16 protein-coding genes are annotated in these 23,292 nt (G+C 59.5%); 8 read left to right on the top strand and 8 right to left on the bottom strand.

The features are described from left to right. Window positions 1–82 precede the first annotated feature (82 nt). From ACYQ2I_RS12640 to ACYQ2I_RS12630, 3 genes are all read right to left on the bottom strand, one after another. Complete coding sequence (locus tag ACYQ2I_RS12640) at window positions 83–1,195, bottom strand: HD domain-containing protein (RefSeq protein ID WP_460167379.1); 1,113 nt, start codon at window positions 1,193–1,195, stop codon at window positions 83–85. 52 nt (window positions 1,196–1,247) lie between these two features. Then, window positions 1,248–2,654 (bottom strand): Gfo/Idh/MocA family protein, encoded by a 1,407-nt coding sequence (locus tag ACYQ2I_RS12635; RefSeq protein ID WP_460167378.1) that lies wholly within the window; start codon window positions 2,652–2,654, stop codon window positions 1,248–1,250. A gap of 154 nt (window positions 2,655–2,808) precedes the next feature. Continuing rightward, the gene (locus tag ACYQ2I_RS12630) at window positions 2,809–4,686 is read right to left on the bottom strand and encodes a DUF4914 family protein (protein WP_460167377.1); all 1,878 of its coding nucleotides are present in this window, start codon (window positions 4,684–4,686) and stop codon (window positions 2,809–2,811) included. Window positions 4,687–5,413: 727 nt separating this feature from the next. Here ACYQ2I_RS12630 and ACYQ2I_RS12625 point away from each other — a divergent pair. The 5 genes from ACYQ2I_RS12625 (at window position 5,414) to ACYQ2I_RS12605 (ending at window position 12,393) form a co-directional block, all read left to right on the top strand. Beyond that, complete coding sequence (locus ACYQ2I_RS12625) at window positions 5,414–6,514, top strand: Gfo/Idh/MocA family protein (RefSeq protein WP_460167376.1); 1,101 nt, start codon at window positions 5,414–5,416, stop codon at window positions 6,512–6,514. A gap of 242 nt (window positions 6,515–6,756) precedes the next feature. Further along, the gene (locus tag ACYQ2I_RS12620; protein ID WP_460167375.1) at window positions 6,757–8,076 is read left to right on the top strand and encodes a 2-oxo acid dehydrogenase subunit E2; all 1,320 of its coding nucleotides are present in this window, start codon (window positions 6,757–6,759) and stop codon (window positions 8,074–8,076) included. Window positions 8,077–8,159: 83 nt separating this feature from the next. Beyond that, entirely contained in the window at window positions 8,160–9,578 is a 1,419-nt protein-coding gene (gene lpdA / locus ACYQ2I_RS12615; RefSeq protein WP_460167374.1) for a dihydrolipoyl dehydrogenase, read from the top strand. 423 nt (window positions 9,579–10,001) lie between these two features. Next, window positions 10,002–10,802, top strand: coding sequence for a PEP-CTERM sorting domain-containing protein (locus ACYQ2I_RS12610; RefSeq protein WP_460167373.1), 801 nt, complete (start codon window positions 10,002–10,004; stop codon window positions 10,800–10,802). A gap of 295 nt (window positions 10,803–11,097) precedes the next feature. Then, window positions 11,098–12,393 (top strand): hypothetical protein, encoded by a 1,296-nt coding sequence (locus ACYQ2I_RS12605; protein ID WP_460167372.1) that lies wholly within the window; start codon window positions 11,098–11,100, stop codon window positions 12,391–12,393. Window positions 12,394–12,410: 17 nt separating this feature from the next. On the opposite strand, the gene ACYQ2I_RS12600 is transcribed toward ACYQ2I_RS12605, so the two are convergent. Both ACYQ2I_RS12600 and ACYQ2I_RS12595 read right to left on the bottom strand, forming a co-directional pair. Further along, on the bottom strand, window positions 12,411–12,758 hold the full coding sequence (locus ACYQ2I_RS12600) for a P-II family nitrogen regulator (protein WP_460167371.1): 348 nt from the start codon (window positions 12,756–12,758) through the stop codon (window positions 12,411–12,413). 141 nt (window positions 12,759–12,899) lie between these two features. Continuing rightward, on the bottom strand, window positions 12,900–13,982 hold the full coding sequence (locus ACYQ2I_RS12595; RefSeq protein WP_460167370.1) for a sialidase family protein: 1,083 nt from the start codon (window positions 13,980–13,982) through the stop codon (window positions 12,900–12,902). Between the two features lie 385 nt (window positions 13,983–14,367). On the opposite strand from ACYQ2I_RS12595, the gene ACYQ2I_RS12590 reads away from it, so the two are divergent. Beyond that, window positions 14,368–16,578, top strand: a complete 2,211-nt coding sequence (locus ACYQ2I_RS12590; protein WP_460167369.1) for a protein-disulfide reductase DsbD family protein — start codon at window positions 14,368–14,370, stop codon at window positions 16,576–16,578. Between the two features lie 51 nt (window positions 16,579–16,629). On the opposite strand, the gene purM is transcribed toward ACYQ2I_RS12590, so the two are convergent. Continuing rightward, the gene (purM, locus tag ACYQ2I_RS12585; protein WP_460168416.1) at window positions 16,630–17,694 is read right to left on the bottom strand and encodes a phosphoribosylformylglycinamidine cyclo-ligase; all 1,065 of its coding nucleotides are present in this window, start codon (window positions 17,692–17,694) and stop codon (window positions 16,630–16,632) included. 343 nt (window positions 17,695–18,037) lie between these two features. Here purM and ACYQ2I_RS12580 point away from each other — a divergent pair, with 343 nt between their 5' ends. Then, window positions 18,038–18,841 (top strand): HAD family hydrolase, encoded by an 804-nt coding sequence (locus tag ACYQ2I_RS12580; RefSeq protein ID WP_460167368.1) that lies wholly within the window; start codon window positions 18,038–18,040, stop codon window positions 18,839–18,841. Window positions 18,842–18,881: 40 nt separating this feature from the next. Here the strand turns inward: ACYQ2I_RS12580 and ACYQ2I_RS12575 are convergent, their stop codons facing one another. Both ACYQ2I_RS12575 and ACYQ2I_RS12570 read right to left on the bottom strand, forming a co-directional pair. Further along, window positions 18,882–20,276 (bottom strand): glycoside hydrolase family protein, encoded by a 1,395-nt coding sequence (locus tag ACYQ2I_RS12575; RefSeq protein ID WP_460167367.1) that lies wholly within the window; start codon window positions 20,274–20,276, stop codon window positions 18,882–18,884. A 315-nt stretch (window positions 20,277–20,591) separates the two neighbouring features. After that, on the bottom strand, window positions 20,592–21,104 hold the full coding sequence (locus ACYQ2I_RS12570; RefSeq protein ID WP_460167366.1) for a YbjN domain-containing protein: 513 nt from the start codon (window positions 21,102–21,104) through the stop codon (window positions 20,592–20,594). A gap of 528 nt (window positions 21,105–21,632) precedes the next feature. Between ACYQ2I_RS12570 and ACYQ2I_RS12565 the strand changes: the two genes are divergently transcribed. Beyond that, the gene (locus tag ACYQ2I_RS12565) at window positions 21,633–22,880 is read left to right on the top strand and encodes a TolC family protein (RefSeq protein WP_460167365.1); all 1,248 of its coding nucleotides are present in this window, start codon (window positions 21,633–21,635) and stop codon (window positions 22,878–22,880) included. Window positions 22,881–23,292 lie beyond the last annotated feature (412 nt).

The following is a 23,292-nucleotide window of genomic DNA, read 5'->3' as shown; positions in this document are numbered from 1 at the left end:
AGATCTCTAAAGCTATCGTACGCATCGGCGGTGCGATCGCCAAGTCGGTAATTCGCCGAACGGCCCGTGATCCGTCCGGTTTTCACCACGAATCCCCGAAATCCTCGTCCAATTGCCGGAGATAGTCCAGGGCCTCGTCGAGGTCGCACACCCGAACTCCCCATTTACGGCCTTGCCGGTCGCATTCGGCCAAAACGAGCAGCACGTCGTAGTCGGCATGTTCGCTGAGCCGCCGTCGCAGGCGGACACCTGCGGTGTTGTTCAATAGCGACTGGGCCTCCATGTGGTGCTCGATCAACCACGCCGTACGATCGGAGATGTATCCCTCCAATGCCTCCAGGCCCGCATGTACGTGGTCGCCGGGGTCGATCGCCTTTCCGACATCATGCAGCAAGGCCGCCAAAAGAAACTCCTCATCGTACGGAAGTTCTTCGCGGGCAAGTTCGAAAACTTGGAGACTGTGAAAGAGCGCGTCGCCTTCGGGATGATGTTCGGGGCTTTCACGCACGTTTTCCAACGGCAGCAAGAGGCTCTCGTACACTTGAAAGCGGTCCGAACGGCATTCACTCAGTTGAGCCGACTCACTCCCAGCCCCGTCGGGATGTTCTCGCGCGACGAGCGCCTCGAGGGCGGTGATGTCGGCGCGTTCCATGCGCTTGCCGGTGATGGAACAGCGAAAGGGAAACTTGACCTTGTCGGCCGGATAGACAGTCAGTTCAAAGCGAAATCGGCCGATCACGTGAATGTGCGTGAAGGTCTGTTCCTGGCCGTGTTTGACGACCCGCTTCCGCTCGATCGAGTAGGGGATTCCCTCCGCATCGAGGCACGCGGCCACTCGGTCGACGCTGTCGGAGAACACGTGAAGGTCGATGTCGGAATCGCGCCGGATGTGGCCGGTGAGCACGCTGCCGATCAGCTTTGGATGAAACGCCGCAAGGGTCTTCATCATCGCCAGTGCTTCACGTCGCATGTCGGCAAGCTGTTCGATCCGGGCCGAGCCTTCGAACTGCCGGGCAAGCGCGTTGAGTTGCTCGCGAATCTCTCGATTGCTGGGCAAGCTTGCGGTTCGCAGATGACCGTGGCCGAGCAACCTTGCGGCTTTGCGCTTGGCGCGGATGTACTCGGTTTCTTCCCGGTTGTACATCAACCGAGCGGCTTCCCAGGCGATCCGGCGGCGAATCTTGTCGGCTGCCATCACGGGACTCCGTTCTACGCGCGGCCGGCGTTGCCAGAAAACGCCGTGACGATCACCCCATATCGATTTCGAATTGTTTCCGTTTTTCGCGATCGAGGAAAGAGGCTGCTTGGTCGTCGCCGACGATCGTTTCGGCGACGGGATCCCAGCGGACGGCACGGTTCAATCGCGCCGCGATGCCGGCCAAGTGGCACGTGGTCAGGGCTCTGTGGTGGCTGAAAACGTCGGAGATCGGTTCTTTGCGCTCTCGCACCGCCTCGAAAAAGCTTCGCACGTGTGCCGTCGAGGCCGACGTGGCATTTTGGTCGAGGAGTTCACGGTCTTTGTATGCCTTACGGAACGCGTCTTCGGGCAGCGGATCATCGGCCAATGCGTCGACCGGTTCGCCCTGGAGACTTCCGCGATTGACGAAGATTCGGCCGTTCGTTCCTTCGATCAAGACGCCGTTTCGCTGGTGGCTTTCGATGAACAGCTCCGTGTCGTCTTCGTACAGAACGCGAATCTTGAACCGTGTGGCCGTGTTGTATCGGTCGGGAACCGTGGGATGACCATCCTTGAACGGGACGGGGTGTTCCACCTCGAGCGGCTCGACAAGGATCGGTCCGGTATTCGTCTTGTTCATTACCCACGTGGCGATATCGACATGGTGGGCTCCCCAGTCGGTGAGTTTGCCGCCCGAAAACTGGTACCACCAGCGAAATTCGTAATGGTTGTTGCTCCAGGCCCCCGTTTCGTTGCGGGCGCCGGCGAGATAGCGATAAGGGACTTCGGGAGTCGGGCCAAGCCAGGTGTTCCAATCGAGTGTAGCAGGGGGATCGACTGCCGGAATCTCGGGGCTCGTCGGCGCGCCGCCGATGCCGCATGTAAGCCGCTTCAACGTTCCCAATCGGCCGGTGTGTGCCATGGCCACGGCCGTCACGAATTTGCGGTCGCTGCGCTGTTGCGTGCCGACTTGCAGGATGCGTTTTGTCTTGCGCACGACGTTTGTGATGAGCTTGCCCTCGCCTATGGTGAGCGTGAGCGGCTTTTCGCTGTACACGTCTTTTCCTGCCAGCATTGCTTCGACGGCGACCTTGACGTGCCAGTGATCAGGCGTGAACACCAAAACGATGTCGATGTCGTCTCGTTCCAGCACGCGCCGGTAGTCGGAATAGCCGTCGGGGACGTGGCCGTTCCACTGCTCGACCAGTTTCTTGGCGGCGTCGACCCGAACGCTGTCGACATCACAGACCGCCACGTAGTCGCCCAACTTCGCAAATTCGGGGCCGACGCCGTAAGGGCGCCCGTTGGCCAACTGCCATCCCCATCGGCTTCCGCAACCGACAAGACCCAATCGCGGTCGTTCATTCGGTGATTGAGAGGCAAACAAACCGCGGTGCGGCAGCAAAACGGCGGCAGCAGCACCGGCCTGCAACAAGCGACGTCGTCGCATGACGAAACGGCGATAGGGTGATTGCATGATCTATCCTCGTGCGCAGCTGGGGCGAAAATCGAGCGGCACGCAACGCGCCGAAAAACAAGGTAATCGACGTCGAGCGTACCCTCCGACTGCGCGCGATTGCAAGTCGCCCTTCAGTTTTTTCCGCCGGCCGAGCCCGTGACGGCCGAAAGGGTCATTCCGCGGGAATCAACGCGGCAAAGTCCTCAACGTCCCCGTCGTCGAGACAGCACTCGATGATTCGTCGCCCCAATGCCGATAAGCCGGGGGCAAGGTACCGCTTGAGTTCTTGGTGGAAGAAATCTCGCAAAACGGCTGCTCCACGGTCGTAGCCGTCTTCACCGACTTCCGGTTGCGTATCGACTTGAAGAAACCACGATGTGACACGGGAGCCTTCGATCCGCATCGATCGGGGCGAATATCCCAATAGCGGGCACCGTGACGGGACGATCTGATCGGGTTTGAAGCGAGCGGAACCGCGGCGGGCAAGGTAATCGCGGGCAAGCCACTGCGGCATGAACCCCACTTTCCATGCGCCGATGTGCTGGTTGGGAACGAGGATATACCGCGTTTTCGGCGTCGATTCGATCTGTTTCAACAACAAATCGGCATGCGGCAACATCTGGTCGGTGGCGAACGGCCAATAACTGCCGACGCCCTCGCTGCTCATCTTCTTCGAATCCACGATGCTGGGATTGGCGTAGCCTCGGGGAGAAACCAGCCGCCACAACCAAGCCAAAGCCGGCGGCAGAATGTGTATCAAGCCGATGATGCCGTATGTCGGATCTTGACGCGTGCACGGAGGGGTCCGCACACCGAAACTGCGCACATCGATCGTGACCGGTTCATCGACGATATGTTCGACGATACGCCGCGGAATGATGACTCGCGGGTTGGGGCATCGCACGCCGGGACTGTCTTCGATGTGCTCCCAAATCAAGGCTCGCCCGTTGGGCGGTGCGTCGATGTTCAAGAAGACCAACGGTTCGGGAGGCGCCGCCGTGAGTTTTTCCAGGGTGGGATCGGTGCCGTACTCGGTGATATGATTGACGCGAATGAACCAGCCCGATTCGGCATCGGTCAATCGCAGCTTGCCGGTATCGGGTTTCTGAATCGACGGATGGCACAACGCCATGTCGTCACACACCGGCTCTAGTTCGCACAACCGCGGAATTTCGACGTACCGTCGTTCGCCGGTGACAATGTTTTGCCCCAACAACATGCGCCCGTCGGCCATACGGTGCGGCTGCTCGAGCATTTCGCTCTTGCCCCCGCCGCTGGCGCCTTCGTGCATGAAGGTCGTCACGTTGTCGTAAGGGGTGATGACCCGCACCGCCGAGCAGTGCGTGGTGATCCAGCCTTGCTCGATTCCCAATCGCAACAATGAGCCGTAGATGCCCTTCTTGGCGCTCGGACCGGGATACAAGTTGTATGCAAAAATTTCGTGGACGTCGTCCGTTCTGTTGTGCACGACCGCCTGCTTGCCACCGAAGACGATATGCCGAAACGGCGGGGCGACATACAGAATCGTGCGGGGGTTGAAGTTCTCCGGCACCTCGGAGTACGGAATGATCCCTTGCAGCATTGCCAAGCCGAGCGCGAAAAACGCGGCGTTGGCCGGGCAAACCGCCGTCGCATCTTCACCCATACCCATGCGGCCGGTACGAAAGGCAAAGACGGCCAACTCTTGTTCGCTGAGCCAATCCAAAGTCGCCTGCCGCAGCTCGTCGAAAGGCTTGCCGAAACGCTCTTGGAATCGCGGTTTGTCGGTCGGTTTGTCGTCGGCGATAAGCATGCAGTTCGGATCTCGCCGTCGCATGTACGGGTCGGGATAATTCACGACGATTCCGTTGCGGACACGTGCGACCGTCGCTTCGACGACGCGCTCGCCGTTCGGCAAATCGTAGGCGACCTCGAAAAAGTCGTTCTCCTTCGTGCCGCACGCCTTTTCGAGCATCTTTTCAGTCGAGTCGAAAAAGTGGACCGTCGAAGCGACTTTCAAGATATGTTCCAGATCGCTCGGCAGTTCGTGGGGAAGCGTGAAGAACGGCATAGGACTCCTTTTCGTCGTTGGTCGCGTGATCGTTGGGTGATTTGAAATCGCGGGGCTAATGCCGGTTGGGAATCAATGCGTCGGCACTTGCGGCCCTATTTCTTATCAAGCTAGCTTCGTAATCCTACCATATGACCGGAAATTTCGGCAGTGCTCGCCCTTTCTGGAAGGACCACGAGAAGGAGGTTCGCTGTTCCGGTCAGGTTCGCGAGGATTCTCGTGGAACGTTGTAAGTTGCTTTTTGCAAGTGGGTTGCGCCGATTTGCCCCGTCGTGGGCGCGAGGCGTTTTGCGGGGAATGCCGAAATATTCGGGGGAGCGAATCGACAGTTCGCCGCGGTCGCCGCAGGGGGAACGGACAGCGTATCGTGGACACAAAGCAACCTGTTCCTCGACTGTTTTGCTCGCTTTGTTTCACAAGCGAGGCCGGTTGCAGCGCGAACCGGTGTTGATTGTCGATTGCGCGCAGACTGAGGACCAGCCGACGGGGAAATGCTTGGTTTCAGTCTCCGTTTTGGCACACAACCGGCACCTCCGTGTGGATCCGAGGGGCCGCTGTGTCTTATCGGCGAAAATTGTGTTTTCAACTCGCAGTAAGATCTTTTGTCGTGATGGGGACGCCCGTATATTGATAGACCGACACGGGAGGGAACGCACGTTTGCGGCACAGCGAGTCGACATCCAAGAACGCTCGGTTCTAAGGGCTTCAATTAAGGAGAAAACACACGATGGCGTACGGTTTTGGAATCGTGGGATGCGGCCTGATTTCCAAGTTTCACGCGAAGGCGATCGCCGACGTCGAAGACGCGGAACTGGTCGCCTGTTTCGACGTGCGCAAGGAATCGGCCGAAAAGCTGGCGGCCGAATTCGGATGCACACCTTACGACGATCTGGAGAAGATGCTCGCCGATCCGAAGGTCGATGTCGTCACAATCGCGACCCCCAGCGGAGCGCACATGGAACCGGCCGTCGCCGCAGCCAAGGCCGGTAAACATGTGATCGTCGAAAAACCGTTGGAAATCACACTCGAGAAATGCGATGCGATCATCGATGCCTGCCGCGAAAGCGGAGTCGTTCTTTCGACGATCTTTCCGTCCCGCTTTCACGAATCGAGTCAGCTTTTGAAGCGGGCGGTCGAATCGGGCAAATTTGGGCGGCTGACCATCGGCGACGCCTTTGTAAAGTGGTGGCGCACGCAAGAATACTATGACAGCGGGGCGTGGCGTGGAACCTGGGCGCTCGACGGCGGCGGTGCCCTGATGAACCAGTCGATTCATAGCGTCGATCTATTGGCATGGTTGATGGGCGAGGTCGTCGAGATTCAAGCCGAGACGGCCCTGTTGGCCCATGAGCGAATCGAGGTGGAAGACGTCGCTTTGGCGTTGTTGCGGTTCAAGAACGGGGCGGTCGGCGTGATTGAGGCCACCACCGCCGCGTATCCCGGCTACTTGAAACGCATCGAGTTGCACGGGACGAAGGGCTCGGCCGTGATGGAAGAAGAAGACATCATCAAATGGGACTTTGCCGAGGAAACCGATGAGGATGCCGCCGTCAAGCAAGCCATGGCCGAAAAGAAAAGCGGCGGGGGCGGGGCGTCGGATCCTGCCGCGATCGGGCATCACGGCCACGCCCGCCAATTCGCCGACGTCATCGACGCCATTCGAACCGGTCGAAAACCGTTGATCGACGGGCCGGAGGGGCGACGCTCGGTCGAGATTATCTTGGCGGTCTACCAGGCGGCCGAAACGGGGAGCCGCGTGCAATTGCCGCTGCCTGCCGATCCGCAACTGAAAGCTCGCGAGATCGGCGTGGCGAACTTGCGCAAATGAAGCCGCGGTCCCCGCTGAGAAATCGGCCCTGATTGTACGGAACACGCGAAAGCAGCCCCGATCTCACCGTCGCATGGGATTGGGGCTGTCCCTTTATTTGACCCCGCGCTAGAATACCAATTCATACGATGGCGATTTCCGGCCGGTCTGCGTGATGGGCAAACGTCGCTGCCGGCGTATTCCACCGGGTCGGCAAGGTGGAGAATCCGACGTAACCACCCCATGAAGAGGGCTTTGGTAGCATGGCGAAGGAATTTGTGCTCCCTAATTTGGGGGAGAATGTGGAATCGGGCGATGTAGTGAATGTTCTCGTCTCGGAAGGGGAGACGATCACCGGCAATCAGGGGGTGATCGAGCTCGAAACCGATAAGGCCGTGCTCGAGATTCCGTGTCCGATCGCCGGAAAAATCGAGAAGATCCACGTTTCGAAAGGCGATACGGTATCGGTCGGTCAGGTCATCTTGACGGTCGAGCCGGAAGCCGATTCCACGAAAGAAGACAAAGAAGACGCGGAAGAGCCGTTGTCGGAATCTGTTGCCGTCGACGATGTTCCTGCCTCGCCGTCGGCACCGCCTGTCGCGGAAGCGACGCCTCCTTCGCCTCGGCCGCAAGCGGCTCGACCATCCGCGCCTTCCACTCCGCCGCCTGTTGCACCGGCACGCAGTGGCCCGATTCCTGCCGGACCGGCTGCACGCCGATTGGCTCGCGAATTGGGGATCGACCTACAAACGGTGACGGGAACCGGAAAGCACGGCCGCATTACCCCGGAAGACGTTCAAGCCGCCGCCCAGGGCGCGGGTTCCGGTGTCGCGGTTGCAGGCCCGGTTGTTCCGCCGGGTGTTCCCGATACCGATGCTTGGGGACCCGTTCGCCGTGATCGGATGAGCAAGATCCGCAAGACGATCGCCGCCCAGATGGTGAAGTCGTGGACCACCGTTCCGCGAGTCACGAATTTCGACGATGCCGACGTCACCGATCTGGAGGCAATCCGCAAGAGCGTGCCGAAGGATTTCATCGCCCCGGGGCTCAAGTTGACCTCGATGCCGTTCATTTTGAAGGCGGTGGCGTTGGCACTGCGGCACCATCCGGCCGTGAACGCTTCGATCGACGACGAAAACGAGGAAATCGTCTACAAAGAGTACGTCAACATCGGCGTGGCGGTCGATACGCCGAGAGGTCTGGTCGTGCCCGTGATTCGAAACGTCGATCGTTTGACGATCCCGCAGATTGCGACGGCCGTGGCCGAGGTGGCACGCAAGGCCCGCAATACCGAGTTCACACTCGAAGATTTGCGCGGCGGTACGTTTTCGGTGAGCAACTTGGGCGCCGTGGGCGGCACGTACAGCACGCCGATCGTGAATCATCCCGAGGTCGCGATCCTGTTGGTCGGTCGCTCCCGCTGGATGCCCGTCGTTCGCGACGGCCAAGTCGTGCCGCGCTTCATGATGCCGTTGAGTCTTTCTTATGACCATCGACTGGTCGATGGCGCTACGGCTGCACGGTTCCTCAACGAGGTTATCGACTGGCTCCAGTCGCCCGGCAAGCTACTGCTTGTGAGATGACATCGAAACGGGGGACGCCGAACGACGGCATCGAGAATTTCCTTTTGAAAGACACAACAAACAGAGAGAACGGGAAGCTCAGGATGGAAGCACAATTAGTGGTGTTAGGCGGCGGTCCGGGAGGGTATGCCGCGGCCTTCTTGGCGGCTGACTTGGGGATGGAGGTCGTCATCGTCGATCAAGAGGGACGACTCGGCGGTGTGTGCTTGCTGCGAGGGTGCATTCCATCGAAGGCCCTGCTGCACGTGGCCAAGGTCATGGAAGAGGCCTCGGAGCTTTCGAATTGGGGAGTCGCTTACGGCAAGCCGAAGATCGACCTTGATGCCGTTCGGGCGCGAAAAGAAAAAGTGATCGCGACGCTGAGCGGCGGCTTGGGGCAACTGGCGAAGAAACGCAAGGTACGTGTGATCCGGGCTCGCGGTACTTTTGCCGATGGAAACACGTTGCGGTTGCAGCCGATCGGTGACACGAAGTTGGACGACGAGACGCTTCGGTTCCAGCACTGCATTATTGCGACCGGCTCGCGTCCCACGGCGATTCCTGCCTTCGAGATCGGTAGCGAGCGCGTTCTCGATTCGACCGGTGCGCTGGCTTTGCCCGAAGTGCCCAAGCGGTTGTTGGTCGTCGGCGGCGGATACATCGGTTTGGAGCTCGGGACGGTATACGCCGCCCTAGGGAGCAAAGTGAGCGTGGTCGAACTGACGGACGGCTTGTTGCCGGGGGCCGATCGTGATCTCGTGCGCCCGTTGGCAAAGCGGCTGAAAGAGCGTTTCGAGGCGATCTACTTGAACACGAAGGTGGTGTCGCTAGCGGAGAAAAACAAGAAGATCGAGGTGACGCTCGAAGACGCCGACGGTAGCCGCGTCGAGAAGTACGACTACGTGCTCGTTTCGATCGGGCGCCGTCCGAATACCGAGAATCTGGGGCTGGAGAATACGCAAGTCGAAGTCGACCAGCATGGATTCATCAAGGTCGATGCACAGCTTAGAACAGCCGAGCCCTCGATTTTGGCGATCGGCGACGTGGCCGGGCAACCGATGCTGGCGCACAAAGCGGCGCACGAAGGCAGGACGGCGGTTGAAGGTCTGGCCGGGCACGCGGTCGCGTTCGAGCCGCGGGCAATTCCCGCGGTCGTGTTCACCGATCCGGAAATCGCCTGGGCTGGACTCACTGAAACCGAGGCGAAAGCCAAAGGGATTGAATACGAGGCCGCCGTGTTTCCGTGGGGAGCGAGCGGTCGGGCGCAGGCGGTGGGACGAACCGAAGGGCTTACGAAATGGCTCGTCGATCCAACTTCAGAACGCGTTTTAGGATGTGGAATCGTCGGGGTCGGGGCAGGCGATCTGATCGGAGAGGCCGTCCTTGCGATCGAGATGGGGGCTTCGATTCGCGACGTGACCGAGTCGATCCATCCGCATCCGACGCTGTGCGAAACATTGGGGTTCGCGGGAGAGGTGTTCTTCGGTACGGCAACCGACATGTACCGTCCAAAGCGCAAATGAGCACGCCGGGAAGCGGCTTCGCGCCCGGCAAGCGATGACGGCTCATTGCTGATAACGATCATAGGGCTTATTACGATCGCGCGGTTCGTCCTGCTGGATGGGCCGCGCGACTTCCTTATCGCTGACGATGCGACCGGCAGGGCTTCTTTCGTCGGCAAAGCCTTTTCACGTTCGCGCGGTTTCTGGTTCGAAATTACTGGCACCGCAAGGAAAGAATTCTCTGTTTATAGACCGGGTTCGCTCTTGTGTGCCCTGTGAATCGTGCAAACGATAAAAGTATCCTTTCCGTTTCAGCTCGCCTGTCGAACGTGCCCCACGTTGTTGATTTGCTGTTGCGATGAAAGCCTTCGTGGCTGAATTCTTTCTTTTGTTGTTCGATGGCGTGATTGCCCCAATCGAATCGTCACCACAGGAGGAGGCACCATGAAAAGATGTATTGTATTGTCGGCGGCATTGATGCTCGTTGCTGCCGCGATCCCGTCACAAGCCGCGGTCGTCAGCATGACGGTGTACCCGGACGACATTGCGGGCTACACGAACCCGGCGGTCGGTGTGCCCGGCGGTGCAGCTCCCGGTTGGGATTCCGGGAGTTGGCGGGCCAACGGTTCAGCAGTAACCGAGTTGTACTTGTCCGGTGAAGATCTCGCAGCCGCGTTGGGGCGAAGTGACATCAAGCTCGGCGATATCGCGGATATTTCGTATTGGACCAAGAAATCGACTCCGCACACCGGCAGCGACGTCGTCGATTGGTTCCTCACGATCTATACCACGCCGTTCGACGGCTCACCCGGTTCGGGATGGTACGGCTATCGAATCACCAGCGAGCCGTATTTTGCGAACAACCTGAGCGAAACGGTCGGCAAATGGAACCAATGGAGCATCGCGGGGACACAAAACCAGTTGCGATTTTTTGATTCGTCTTCCGGCTACTTCGGTGGATACAGCGATCCCCTGTTCGGCGAGTTTCTGATCCAGGACAGCGCTCGCGCTAGCGGTGCGACGATGGCCGGTGAGCCTGTCTTGTATTTCAAACTTTCAACCGCCACGGGCTGGGCGGACGGTTTTCTTGGTCAGGTTGACGGTTGGCGAATCGATCTGACCAACGGCGATCAAGTGTTGGTGAACCTTGAGACACCGGAACCGACCGCCGTTGCCGGATTACTGGGCCTGGCGATTTGCGGTGCGGGCACGTGGTGGCTGCGTCGTCGACGTGCCGCTGCGTAGATCGAAAACCGACGTTGTCACGAACTTACCTCTCTCGGTAGCCATCGACGGCCGCAGAAAACTGCGGCCGTTGTTGCGCGCGAATATCTGCAACGGTTCTCAAATGCCGCATCGGCAGAGACCCGGGCCCTCCAATTACGCTGCGAGGTCCCCGGGTTTACTTTTTTGTTTGCCTTCACCAAAGCTCGGAAACTCGCTATATTTGCCGAAAACATCCGCGGTTTTTGGATGGAATCGAAGCGGCTCAGAACTTTCGGCTCGTGTCGGCCGACGCGGGCTTCAGGAGAGACGACTCATGCGCGAACGCGAAGGAATCTTGCGCCGTGTGGCATGGACGGAGCTGTTTCCCGTATTGACGCTGTGGCCGTGCCTGCGTGTCGCGGCTTCGGTGCGGATGATCTTGTTGGCGTTCGCGGCCATCGGTTTCATGACGCTGGGGCACTGGCTGGTCGGAATGTTGCTGGGCGTGCCGAACGAGACCGCAGCGGAAACGGCCTTGCCGCGTGCCGCAGTTCCCGAGCCGTCCGAAACGGCATCGTGTCCGTGGGAATGGTGCGCTGCGGTAACGCCTTCGGAACCTCAGTGGGATCGGCTTCCGGTTACGGTCGGGCCGGACGGCGTCGTCTGGATGGGGCGGCGGCTGGTTTCCGACATTTTGCCGCTGACACGATATGTTCAGCTTTCGTGGCGGGATGCGGCTTACTTCGGCCTTTGCGGACTGTGGACGATCGGCGTCTTCGCCTTTTTCGGCGGATGCATGATGCGGACGGCGGCCGTTCGCATGGCACGACTCGAAAATGCGCGATTCGGCACGACCGTGCGATTCATCGGGGGGCGATGGTTGCAGTTCGTGGGAAGTGCGTTGGGGCCGATGTTGGCCATGGCGTCGATCGTCGTCGCCGTCATGCTTTTTGGAAGATTGCTGTTGACCTGGTCGGTCGGAACGGTCATCGGCGGGATCTTGTGGCCTGTCGTGCTGATCTTGGGTGTCGTTTTAGGCCTATTGGGCGTAGGGACACTGTTCGGTTGGCCGCTGGTCTGGGGCGCCGTTGCGATCGACAATAGCGATGGATTCAGTGCGGTTGGAAGCGGCTTTTCGTATGTCTTTCAACGGCCGTTGCATCTGCTGTTTTACGTGCTGGCAGCCGCAATCTTTAGTCGCTTGGGTTGGTACGTAGCAGGCAATCTGGCAGCTACGGTCGTTTACATGACGGGGTACGCTGCAGCGTTGGGGGATCCCCAATTGGCAACCGTGTTCTTCGATCGGGGGGCGTATCCTGGCGGTGTAGGGCCGGCGATGCTTCGATTTTGGACCGATTGCCTGAGAATACTGCCGGCCGCTTATTTGCTGGCGTACTTCTGGACGGCGTCTGCGCAAATCTATTTCTTGTTGCGTCGCAGCGTCGACGGGGCCGAGCTCGACGAAATGCACGTCGTCGAAGAGGAAGAGGTATACGATCTGCCTCCGATCGACTTCGACGAAGAATCGCCGCGGGGAAATGGAGAGAACGAAGGGCCGGTTTCCAAAGAGGCCGATGCACCGGGAAAACCGACCGACGCCGCCGATTCATCCGACCGATCGGCCGAGTAGCCCGTCGCGTAACCTTGTCAAACGGCTCCCGGTCCTTTAGAACCGTCGCTGATTTGGATCGTTTCCAAAACGGGCAATACGAAGATCTTGCCGTCGCCGATGGCCCCCTCGGTACCGGTGCGGGCTACCGAAGAGATCGTATCGATCGTGCGTTCGAGGAAATCGTCGTTTACGACGATTTCCAAAGCGACTTTTCGCAAGAGCGTCGTCTCGTATTCGTGGCCGCGATAGGCAGCCGTTTGGCCTCGCTGACGGGCAAGCCCCTGGGCGTCGCACACGGTCATCCGCCGAACCTCGATGCGTTCCAAGGCATCACGGACCGGATGAAGCTTTGGCGGCTGGATGACCGCGAGAACGTATTTCATGGTCGTCGGAGCCTCTTACCCTCTCCCGAGATTGTCGACCTTGATCGATTCGCTTGGATTGTATCGGCATCGAGGGCCGCTCGTCCAGAGAAGTGTCGAATCGATTCCATCGTGAGAATGGACCGTGTCGGACGGAGTCTCTCATTCGGCAGACAGAAAATCGGGGGGGAGTCGCGTAAATGTGATGAACTGGTAATTCCGGTCGATCCCGCGTTCCCAAAGCACGCCGATCGATCCGTCGGGCAAGGTCGTCAAATCGGAATACGCCGAAGGGCCTTCGTAGATGCGTTTCGGACGCGTAAACGTTCGGCCGTCGTCGTCGCTGACGAGGATTCGCAGATTCTGCCTGCCCGGCCCTTCCGGACCCGTCCAACAGAGGCGTTTACCGGTCGGTGACAGCCGTTCGATGGCGCACATCACCGGGGTGACGGTGACGCCCGGTCGTGGGGCGCTCCAATGTTCTCCTCCATCGTCGCTTTCGAACAGCCACCGGTGGGCGCCGTGTTGACGGCCGTCGAGAAGCAATTTGCCGTTGGAAAGCTCGACAACTTGGCATTCGTCGACAGCCGTACTGCCGGGTGTCTCGCCTCCTCGGGTCCATGTCTTGCCGTGATCGTCGCTGTACAACACGAATGCGCGGTACGGCGGAAAACGCCAGCAAGGCACGATCAAGCGCCCCTTGGATGTCTGAATTGCGCCACCGGGGCCGGGAACGGTGATGTTCCACTCGGCGTCAGTCATGTCGCGAGCGACCGAAGTCAAATCGATCGGCCGGCTCCATGTGGCGCCGTCGTCGTCGCTGAATCGCGCAAGCGTACAGGCGTCGTCCGTACCGGGACGTGCGCCGTGACTACCGCGGCCGGGCTTGCACCGGATGTAAAACACCCACACGCGGTTCGTATCGTGATCGAACACGGCAGAGGGATTGGCCGCCGACCACAACTCGCCCGGATCTTCGACGATTTGCATGGGCGTCCAGGTTCGCCCACCGTCGGTGCTGCGACGGAGAACCAAGTCGATGTCTTGGTTTTTGCCTCCGGGATCAAGTAAGTTGTGCTTACGTCCCTCGGCGAACGCCAGTACGGTCCCCGTGCCGGTCGTGACGACGGCAGGTATCCGATAGGCGAAATAGCCTTCCGCCCCCGAGATAAACACATCGACGGAATCAGGCCGCTCACCTGCTTCGATAGGTGAGAAACCGGCCGAACAGGACAACGTGAGCACAAAGGCTATTGCAATAGTCGTGCTTACGGGGGCAAGGCGCGGGACGGTTGGGAAGGTCGCGATCGGTCGGAGGGGGGACATGATAACATCTCATCGTGCGTTCAGGTGACAACGGCGATTCGGTTACCGAATCATAGTAGTCCGGATGGTTTTCCGAGGAAAGTCTGTAACCGAACAAGCGTCGGGATCGTCTGGACAATAATCGGCGTGGGGTCCGGCTTGGTGTGTGCTAGGAGGGTGGGCTTCGACCGGAAACGACGGATCGACGGGCACTGCTATGGCCTACCAGCCAGTGAATCGCCACAATAGGTTGCTGATTGCTCTTTCAATGTGATCCATCTTTCGACGCGGAAAAGAGGCTTTCGAGGTGTTCCAGGAGTCTTTGATGCAGCAAGGGCATATTCGGACGGAAGGGACGTCGTTGCCGAAGGAAACCCGTTGTGTAGCAGGCTGTCCTTCGCGGAGCCGCGCGGTTGCCGCTTTCAATCCGCGATTACCGAATATTGCGCGATGGCTGACCGTTGTGATCGTCGTGTGGTGTTTGTGCGGTTGGAGCCAGGCGATCGCTCAGTTCGCGCCGCCGGTTCCCGGTGGAGGACTCGGCGGATTCGGAGGGTTCGGCTCACCAAAGGTCACGGCCAAGGGGGTGATCGTGCCGCCGCGAGACGGCCGTCCGGCGCTGTTGTTCGTGCAGGCGTTGATCGAACCGGGATGGCACATCTATTCGACGACGCAGCAGCCCGGCGGACCGGTAGCGACCCGGATTACTCTGAAGGAGTCGCCCGACTATCGGTTGGCCGGCAGTTTTCAGTCGCATCCTTTGCCGCATGTGGGACAGGAACCGGCATTTCCCGGCGTCACGGTGGAAACCCACGAGGGGTCGGTGGTGTGGGTTGCCGCGCTCGAGATCGCCCCGGGTGTGGATGTTTCTCAGATGGTGATCGAGGGAACGGTTCGCGCCCAGCCGTGCGATGCCGATTCGTGCATGCCGCCGCAGCCGTTTCCATTTCGAGCGACGGTGGGCACGCCCCCTGAGGTGCCTGCGGCAGTGATTGAGGCGGCATTGCAAACGGCGGAAGCCGGTCGCCCGTCCACCGAGGAGGGACCACCTCCTCCGGTCTCGCCGGAAACGGTTCCGGAACCGCCGGAGGCCGAAATGGCATCGTTCGAGATACCTGGAATCACCATGGAGGTCGGCGACGAACTGCCTTGGCAGCCGTACCGGATGTCGCTGTTCCGGGCACTGGTCGGCCCGGATTTCGACCCGGAGGTGATGGCGCAGAACATGGCGATCCATTCCGAGCGCAAATGGTTGCTCGGGCAGATGGCGTTGGCCTTTATCGGTGGACTGATCCTCAATGTCATGCCGTGCGTCTTACCGGTGATCGGGCTGAAGATCGTTTCTTTTGTCGAGCAGGCAGGCGAGAGCCGGGGCCGAGCCTTCATGCTCAACCTTTGGTACTCGCTGGGGCTGTTGTCGGTGTTTTTTGTGCTGGCTTTGCTGGCAGTGATGCTCAATTTCGGGTGGGGGCACTTGTTCCGTCTGCCTGCCTTCAATGTGGTCATGGCGGCCGTCGTGTTTGCGATGGGCTTGGCGTTCTTGGGCGTTTGGCAAATCCCGATTCCCGGTTTTGCAGGCGGCACGAAAGCTGCGGAACTAGCGAGAAAAGAAGGATTCGCCGGCGCGTTCGCAAAAGGTGTGTTGACCACGTTCTTGGCGACCCCGTGTACGGGGCCTTACATGGGAACGGCTCTGGCTTGGGCGGTGAGCCAGCCTCCGGCAACGATTTTCGCCATTTTCATGAGCGTCGGGTTGGGGATGGCCTCGCCCTATTTGTTGATCGGGGCATTTCCGAAGCTGATCGGCTTTTTGCCGAAGCCCGGGGCCTGGATGGAGACGTTCGAACGCGTGATGGGATTCGTTTTGCTTGGGACGGTCGTCTACCTGTTCACCTTCATGCGGTTCTCGTACTTGGCGCCCACGTTCGGTTTGCTGGTGGCCGTTTGGGCCGGTTGTTGGTGGGTCGGGCGGCAGACACCGCTGGCAGGCTTCAGTAGCCGCCTTCGTGCTTGGCTTCAGGCTGCGGCATTCGTAGCATTGATCTGGATTCTGATGTTCCCAGGATTGGAACGCGTCCATCCGGCGCTTCCAGGTAGTTTGTTGGACGTCATGGAGGGACGCTTTGCGCGAAGGGCCGAGTCGGAAGTGCTCTGGAAACTTGCTCGCGAGGGCAAGACGATCGTGGCCGGGACCGACAAAGTCGAAGTGCCGCCGGGTGAGTATACCGTCATGGTCGATTGCACGGCCGATTGGTGTGCAACCTGCAAAACGCTCGAGGCAACCGTCCTCGACACCGAGCCGATTCGGGAGAAGATTGCCGAAAACCACATCGTGTTGCTGCAAGCCGACTGGACCGATGAGGCGCCCGAGGTGACGACCTTCCTCGATTGGTTGGGGTTCCGGCAGGTGCCTGTATTGGCAATCTTTCCTGCGGGCAGGCCGAACGAACCGATCGTGTTCACCGGTTTCTACACGCAGGAAGAGTTACTCGAGGCGCTGGAAGCAGCCGGTCCGACACGCCTTCGCGGTTCTTGACGGGAGTGCGCGCGGCGAAGACAAGTTCACCTCACGGATAACGTGTGAGGCCTAATCGGTCCACACGATATCGCCGTCGCCTTCGACGACGCGACCGATCTCGAACGCGGCGATTTCGTGTTTGCTCAGCTGTTGGATGATGCTGTCGGCGTAGTAGCTGCTTACGACCAGCACCATTCCGATGCCCATGTTGAACACGTGGGCCATTTCGCCGTCGTCGATATCGCCTAGACGCTGCAGCCAAGCAAAGACCGGCAGGACAGGCCAACTTTGCCTCCGGAGTTCCACTCGCACACCGGACGGAACGATCCGGGCGAGGTTGTCCACGATTCCGCCTCCGGTGATATGTGCGATTCCGTGGACGACTTTCTTGACCCGGTAATGTCGCAACACGCTGCGGACGGGCTTGACGTAAATTCGAGTCGGTTCGAGCAAAGCTTCTCCGGCCGTGCAGCCGAGTTCTTCAATCGGGGTGTCTACAGACAGACCGGCGATCTCGAACACAACCTTGCGGGCGAGACTATAGCCGTTGGAATGGAGCCCCGACGAGGCTAGGCCCAGCACGACGTCGTCGGGAGCGATCGCCTGACCGTTGATAATGTCGTCGGCCTCCACCACGCCGACACAGAACCCGGCCAAATCGAAATCGTCCGGGGCGTACAGGTCGGGGAGAATGGCGGTTTCGCCCCCGAGGAGGGAGCAATCGGCTTGAAGACAGCCTTCTGAAATACCTCGAACGAGCTGTTCCAACTTGGCCGGATCGTCCTTGGGCATGGCCACGTAGTCGAGAAAGAAGAGCGGTTCCGCTCCGCAGCATAGGGCGTCGTTGACACTCATTGCCACGAGGTCGATACCGACCGTATCGAACTTGCCCATCGACGCCGCCACTTTCAATTTCGTGCCGACACCGTCGGTGCACGAGACGAGCACTGGATTCTTGTACCGCCGGGCAAACAGACCGCCCGGCATGTCGAGCCGAAACAAGCCCGCGAATCCCTGGGGAAGATTGATGACGCGAGGACATCGCGTGCGATGCATCCACCGGGGCAACCGTTGCATCGCCTGTTCGTACAGTTCCAGGTCTACGCCCGCGTCTTTGTAGGTCGCCTTGGCCATCATGTCTCGATTCAGGGGAAAACGATCGAAAAAACACCGATTTGCCCATTGTAAAAGTTGGCAGCCCCCCGGGAAAGGAAGGCGGTGCGCGGCTTAGGAGGCCTCTTTGCGGGGGCGATGTGACTCGGTTTGGGGGATTTGCAAGTCGCCGTTGGCAAAATTCCGCAAAACGGATACATTTTCCCACGGATGGGGCCCGTCGACGCTGTGGCGGTCTTCTCGGGGCCGTACAGCGTGGGAACGGTTCGCTACACGCCGCCGGAGCTCATGGTCACCGATTGCGTCCCCCGTCCGATTCGCCGAGCAGGGATGCAGCCACGCCATTCGTCGGGAAGGGAATCCCATGGACGGATCGAAGACTCCGGAAATCGTGCCGTTTTCGGTCGGGCAGCAGTCGCAACGTTCCGCCGCGAATGAGCAATCGGCACCGGCGGGCGAGTGGCCGATGTTGCCGCCGATTGACGGTGTCGTCATCGCGTGGAACGATGTTCTCGTCGATACCTCGAGCTGGCGCCACTGGTTACAAAGGGTACTGCGACAGCGCGGCTTCGAGTTGATGGGAGAGGAGCTGTGGACGCTGTGGGGTGTCGGCGAGGTCGATGTTTTCGCGGGCCGTCGTTCGTTTTCTTCCGCCCTGATCGCTTTCTTGCAATCATTGGGGATTGAAGAGGGCGATGCACGCGAGCTGACCGCTGCCGTGTGGGGGCAAATGGCCCAGTGGGATGCCGAGGCGCGGTTGTTTCCCCAAGCGGCAGCCTTGCTCAGACGGATGAAATCCAGCAGCTTGAGAACGGTCGTACTGGCCGACACCGTCTACGACCGCGAGCTGTTCCTGGATCGCTTTTCGGGTACGGGCATCTTCGATTTGGTCGAGGCGGTATGCCTGTCGCGGGAGTCCGGCTTCGCCCTCCCGGAAGCAGGGGCGTTTGCTGCGGCATGGAATGCCTTGGGGATCGCCCCGACGCGAACCGCGTTCATCGCACGGCGTCGGGCCGACCTCGAGACGGCTCAGCGGTTGGGGATGGCGGCAATAGGCGTCTCCGGGCGTCTCGCTTCCGGGCCTTTTTACCGGGCGAGCAGCCTTGCCGAGATCGGAGATTGGTTGCTGGACCCCGCTCGCCGTCGCGGCATGTCGGCCGCCGGATGACGAATAGACGGCTTTGCCCCTTCTTGTAATACCCGGCCCGCTATGGTTGGGATTTGGTCACGCGAAAACGGATGTTTCGCGTTGTCGAAGGATCGGCCTGAAGATTGGCCGAAGACGCGTCTCGCCACCACACGCCGTTTACCCGCACGTTTTCGAAGAGGACGTTTTCGATTCGGTGATCGGCGTCGAAGCCCCGAATCGTGTTCGGTTGGGACATGGGACTCGTGACTTCGATGTTTCGAAAGACGAGGTCGGATATGCGTCCCAACGAGGGGCTATGTGCGAACTCGTTTTTTTGAATGGTCAGGTTGATCAGTCGCCAATGAGCGTTCTCGATTCGAATGTTCTCGAACAGATAGTCTCGCATATGCGCGGCACCGCCGTGAATCGAATCGAAAACGGCTTCGTTTTCGTTGTTCCATTCGTGTTCGACGCGGATGATATCGATGTTTGATACGTGAAAACCTTGGTTGTCGACGTTCATATTCCAACTGATCTGAAATGGAGCACCGTTCTCCATTTGCCAGATCACGCATTCGCGAACGATCATATTTGAGCAATAGAGCTTCACGGCGTCGTCGTTGCACTTGAAAAAGCATTGCTCGACGAGCGAATTTGCCCCGGTGCCGACACCGTCGGTATTGAAATACCAGCCCATCATTTTGACGTTGCGGATGACGCTTCGATTGCCCGTCACGATGAAAAACTGCGGCGAGGCGACCAGCGTGATCCCTTCGATGAGGACATCGTCGGAATTGCCTTTCAGGGAGATGAGGTGCCCCGTCCGGTGCGGGTAGGTTTCACCTGAGAGAATTCCACGCCCGCGGATTTGCACTCTGTGAGCATTTCGTCCGACGATTCGGCCTTTGACGTACGCACCGCGGGCAAGATACACCGTTTGCCCTGTCGCAACCTCGATATCGCCCGGCACATGGACACCCGGTCCGAAGTAGAGAACGTCGGAAGCCGCCCGATCACAAGGTGAAGTTTCCGGCGGGTTCGCAAACACCAATAACGGATGTTTCGGGGGATTCTCGAACTCGACCGAGAACTGTCCCGGCCGGTCGATGTCGAATTCGACGGTATTTCCCGCGATTCGCGGCTTAATGTTTCGCGCCGAAGGCAAGATGCGGCATGTTTCCACCTGCCCTCGCAAACGCCGCACGCGGACGGTCACGTTGCCGGTGAAGTCGAAAGATGCCCACGCCGTGTCGGGATGACGATTCGTTTTCCATTGAGATCGCGTGACGTACACGAAGACCGGGAAGCGTTGCTGCCCTTGCCGGAGTTCGATTTCGTACTCGTCGGACTGCGGCGCGTCGGCGCAACCCGTATCGGGGATGACGGCTGCTCTCGCTGTGCAAGGAGCAGCAAAGCACGTTTGGGCGATGCCGACCGTGGCAACCACGGTGAAAAACAAAGAACGAGCGGTCATGGAGAGATTCCTCATAACGTCGTTTGCAAGTTCAATCGCAGAGTGGCTGTTCGGCAGGGGCGCCGCAGTAGGACGGCGGCACCGACGACACGTCGAGCTCGATTCGTGCCCATCCAGTCGACGTGAGCGGTTTTGTCGACTTCGTAACCCTATCCCCAGAGTTATTCTATCATCGTCTTCAGCGGAATGGGCGCACGCAAAAGCCCCGGCGGCCTGCGGCTTTCGGGGCTTTTCGTTGTCGACAATGAAAGTCTTGTCGTGATCGAGCGTGTGGGAACTTGTTCCGAAGCTATGACGTTTCGTGGCTTGTCGGGGTCAGAACTCGTCTTCCTGGGAATACTTCTGTTCCATCTGATCGGCGGTAACGCTCGCGGCATCCACCGCCGTTCGCAGTGTTTCGCGATCGGCGTCGGCGGCGATCTGGACGGCAAAGACGGCGACATAGTCCTCTCCCGCTTTGACCACACGCCATGCGCCGAGCTTCACCTTGTCGTTGGCTTCGAGTAGAGCTTGAGTGTCGGCAGGGCGAGGGTTAGAGCCCATTCGAAAGCTCGGTGCCCACACTTCGCGGATCTCCAGCGGTCCCAGTTTCGATGTGTTTGAGTTTACGAACACGATCTGGGTTCGGTCGTCTTCGAAGCGAAAGATCAATTTGTAATCGCCGTCACTGTCGACTTCGTATTTCCATTGGATTTCGTCGAGCAGTTTCCCGATTCGCGCGTCACCTTGTTTGGCAGCCGCGCCCACTTGGGCGTAGGAATGATTACAGTAGCCGAGGCCGAGCACGAAAACCGTGAGCGAGAGAAGACAGGGCAAACGTGTGTACATGATACACCTCCGCGGGAAAAAGGGCATTCAGCCGGACGTGACCGGACAATCACCTGGACCGCTTTTCTCGCGAAGGTGTGGCCGGCCGTGAAAGGGCGGGACGCCGAACCAAGCTCGAATTTCGCGCGGCGGAGTCCCCTCGCCTAAACTCTAGCTTGAGACGCGTCGACGCACCGACGACTACGCCCATTGGACTCTGTCCTCATCGCGAGTGCAAGTCGATTTGGGGGAGTGATTCCATCAAAAAGGGAGGGGTAAAACCGGGGAACACCTTCGGAACGCGCAACAACCCTGTGCCGGGGAATGACGGTGTGGCAGCTTTAGGCAAACTTTATCGGCGGATGTGGTCTGAACGTGTCGTCGTGAAACTTTCGTTTTGCGCAACTTCTCGTGCCGATTCGTTTTTTGTGCGTGCACGTGGCAAATGGAATAGCTCCATTCTTGGGGGACAGGACGTACAGAATGTCAAACCCCTCCCGGGGATGTTTTACAGTATGGATGCTGTTGCTCGGATCGATCGCTCCGAGCATGTGGTTTGTTGTTGCGCCGTGCAAGGCGGAAACCTTGCCCGAAGCGTGGGTACGCGCGCTGGCGGTCGATCCCCGTTTGCAGGCCGAAGAAGAGCGATTGTATGCCGCGCACGCCGGATTTGCAGCGGCACGCGCGCAATACCGTCCGCGGGTGTTCGGCAACGCTTCATACACGTTTCTGTCGGATGAACCGGTGACGAACATCGGAGTACCGGGGCTTCCGCCGGTGGATGTGACGCTGACCGATTCGGACTTTCTGCTGACCGGAGTTTATTCCCAAATGCCCTTGTCGACGGGCGGACGGATTCGAGCCGACCAGCAAGCCGCCTGCGCTCGAATCGAAGAGGTGGAAGCGTCTCTAGGCGAACTCCGGTTGACGGTCAAACTCGAAGTCGCGGAAGCCTATGTGGCTGTTTTGTTGTCGCAGCGTCGATTGGAAGTCGCTCGAGCCGAGGTCGATTCCCTGGAATCGCATGTTCGCGATGTGGCCAATATGGTGCAGGCCCAGCTTGTTGCCCGCAACGATCTGTTGGCGTCGGAAGTTTCGTTGGCCGACGCGAGGCAGCGGTTGATTGAAGCCGAGAACGCTGTGTCGACCGCGAAGATTCGGCTCAACCGCTTGCTGGGGCGGTCTTGGGACGCGAAGGTCGTCCTTGCTGAATTACCGGCACCGACGCTTCCCGGCGACCTGGATGCCTGCTTGCAAACGGCGTATTCGCGACGCCCGATTTTGCGACAATTCGAGGCTCGATCGCGTGCTTTGGAATCCCGGGCCGAAGCGGAGCGAGCGGCTCTACGACCTCAATTTGATGTGGTCGGAGGATTTACCTATTTCGACAATCCCTACCTTGATCCGAACGGGCTTTGGGCGTTGGGGTTCAAGATGGAATGGGCGCCGTACGATGGCGGGGTTCGCCGGGCGAGGGCGAGCGGTCTCACCCGGGAAGCGGCGGCGCTTGCCCGCACACGAGAGTTCGTACGACGTGAGATCGAGGTCGAAGTGCGAAGTCGCTGGCTCGCCGTCAAGGAGGCATTGGCGCGGTTTTCGGTCGCCCAACAAGCGCTCGATCGAGCGCAAGAAAACGTACGCATCGCCAGTCGGCGGTTCGCGGTAGGTGCTGGAACCAATACCGAGGTGCTCGACGCCGTCCGACTGTTGACCGAGGCGAACCGCAATTACTACGCAGCCGTCTACGACGCGGCATTGCGGCGTCTACGACTTGATCGTGCGATAGGCATCCTCTGAAGCCGCGAACACCGCACCGGGCGGCGCGGCGTCGCGGCAGGGGACGCGGGGATCGACGACCTGGAAATCGAGTGACTCACCGAATTTATCAATCTTGCACGGGACCGAGGCCGGTGTGGGAATGAACCCGGCGCGACTGGGATCGGGAACGTCGGTTTGAGCACTGTTTGCGCGATCGCTCGCCGGCCGGTTTGTCGAATCCGCTTTGTTTCGGCGCTGCACGCCCGACTTCGATGGCAACGCCCCTACGCCTGAACGATAGGCAATCGGACGCACGCTCATTGGAAACGCCTCGAAAAGCGCGAGAAGAACAATTGTGCGGAAAAGTCGGGTCAGTCAGAAGGATTCGATCGGCTTTTTCCGCCGATTTCCGGCGTTGACGAAGCCGATTCCGTGGCGTTGAGGGGCCGCC

Source organism: Thermostilla marina, assembly GCF_054657455.1.
This window is presented reverse-complemented; position numbering and strand designations above follow the sequence as displayed.

What these genes read in the sequence shown, in the direction of transcription:
- ACYQ2I_RS12620 (WP_460167375.1), top strand. Translation starts at nt 6,757, where the DNA reads ATGGCGAAGGAATTTGTGCTCCCTAATTTGGGGGAGAATGTGGAATCG.
- ACYQ2I_RS12580 (WP_460167368.1), top strand. Translation starts at nt 18,038, where the DNA reads ATGGACGGATCGAAGACTCCGGAAATCGTGCCGTTTTCGGTCGGGCAG.
- ACYQ2I_RS12590 (WP_460167369.1), top strand. Translation starts at nt 14,368, where the DNA reads ATGCAGCAAGGGCATATTCGGACGGAAGGGACGTCGTTGCCGAAGGAA.
- ACYQ2I_RS12565 (WP_460167365.1), top strand. Translation starts at nt 21,633, where the DNA reads ATGTGGTTTGTTGTTGCGCCGTGCAAGGCGGAAACCTTGCCCGAAGCG.
- ACYQ2I_RS12630 (WP_460167377.1), bottom strand. Translation starts at nt 4,686, where the DNA reads ATGCCGTTCTTCACGCTTCCCCACGAACTGCCGAGCGATCTGGAACAT.
- ACYQ2I_RS12600 (WP_460167371.1), bottom strand. Translation starts at nt 12,758, where the DNA reads ATGAAATACGTTCTCGCGGTCATCCAGCCGCCAAAGCTTCATCCGGTC.
- ACYQ2I_RS12635 (WP_460167378.1), bottom strand. Translation starts at nt 2,654, where the DNA reads ATGCAATCACCCTATCGCCGTTTCGTCATGCGACGACGTCGCTTGTTG.
- ACYQ2I_RS12570 (WP_460167366.1), bottom strand. Translation starts at nt 21,104, where the DNA reads ATGTACACACGTTTGCCCTGTCTTCTCTCGCTCACGGTTTTCGTGCTC.
- ACYQ2I_RS12605 (WP_460167372.1), top strand. Translation starts at nt 11,098, where the DNA reads ATGCGCGAACGCGAAGGAATCTTGCGCCGTGTGGCATGGACGGAGCTG.
- lpdA (WP_460167374.1), top strand. Translation starts at nt 8,160, where the DNA reads ATGGAAGCACAATTAGTGGTGTTAGGCGGCGGTCCGGGAGGGTATGCC.
- ACYQ2I_RS12625 (WP_460167376.1), top strand. Translation starts at nt 5,414, where the DNA reads ATGGCGTACGGTTTTGGAATCGTGGGATGCGGCCTGATTTCCAAGTTT.
- ACYQ2I_RS12640 (WP_460167379.1), bottom strand. Translation starts at nt 1,195, where the DNA reads ATGGCAGCCGACAAGATTCGCCGCCGGATCGCCTGGGAAGCCGCTCGG.
- ACYQ2I_RS12575 (WP_460167367.1), bottom strand. Translation starts at nt 20,276, where the DNA reads ATGACCGCTCGTTCTTTGTTTTTCACCGTGGTTGCCACGGTCGGCATC.
- purM (WP_460168416.1), bottom strand. Translation starts at nt 17,694, where the DNA reads ATGGCCAAGGCGACCTACAAAGACGCGGGCGTAGACCTGGAACTGTAC.
- ACYQ2I_RS12610 (WP_460167373.1), top strand. Translation starts at nt 10,002, where the DNA reads ATGAAAAGATGTATTGTATTGTCGGCGGCATTGATGCTCGTTGCTGCC.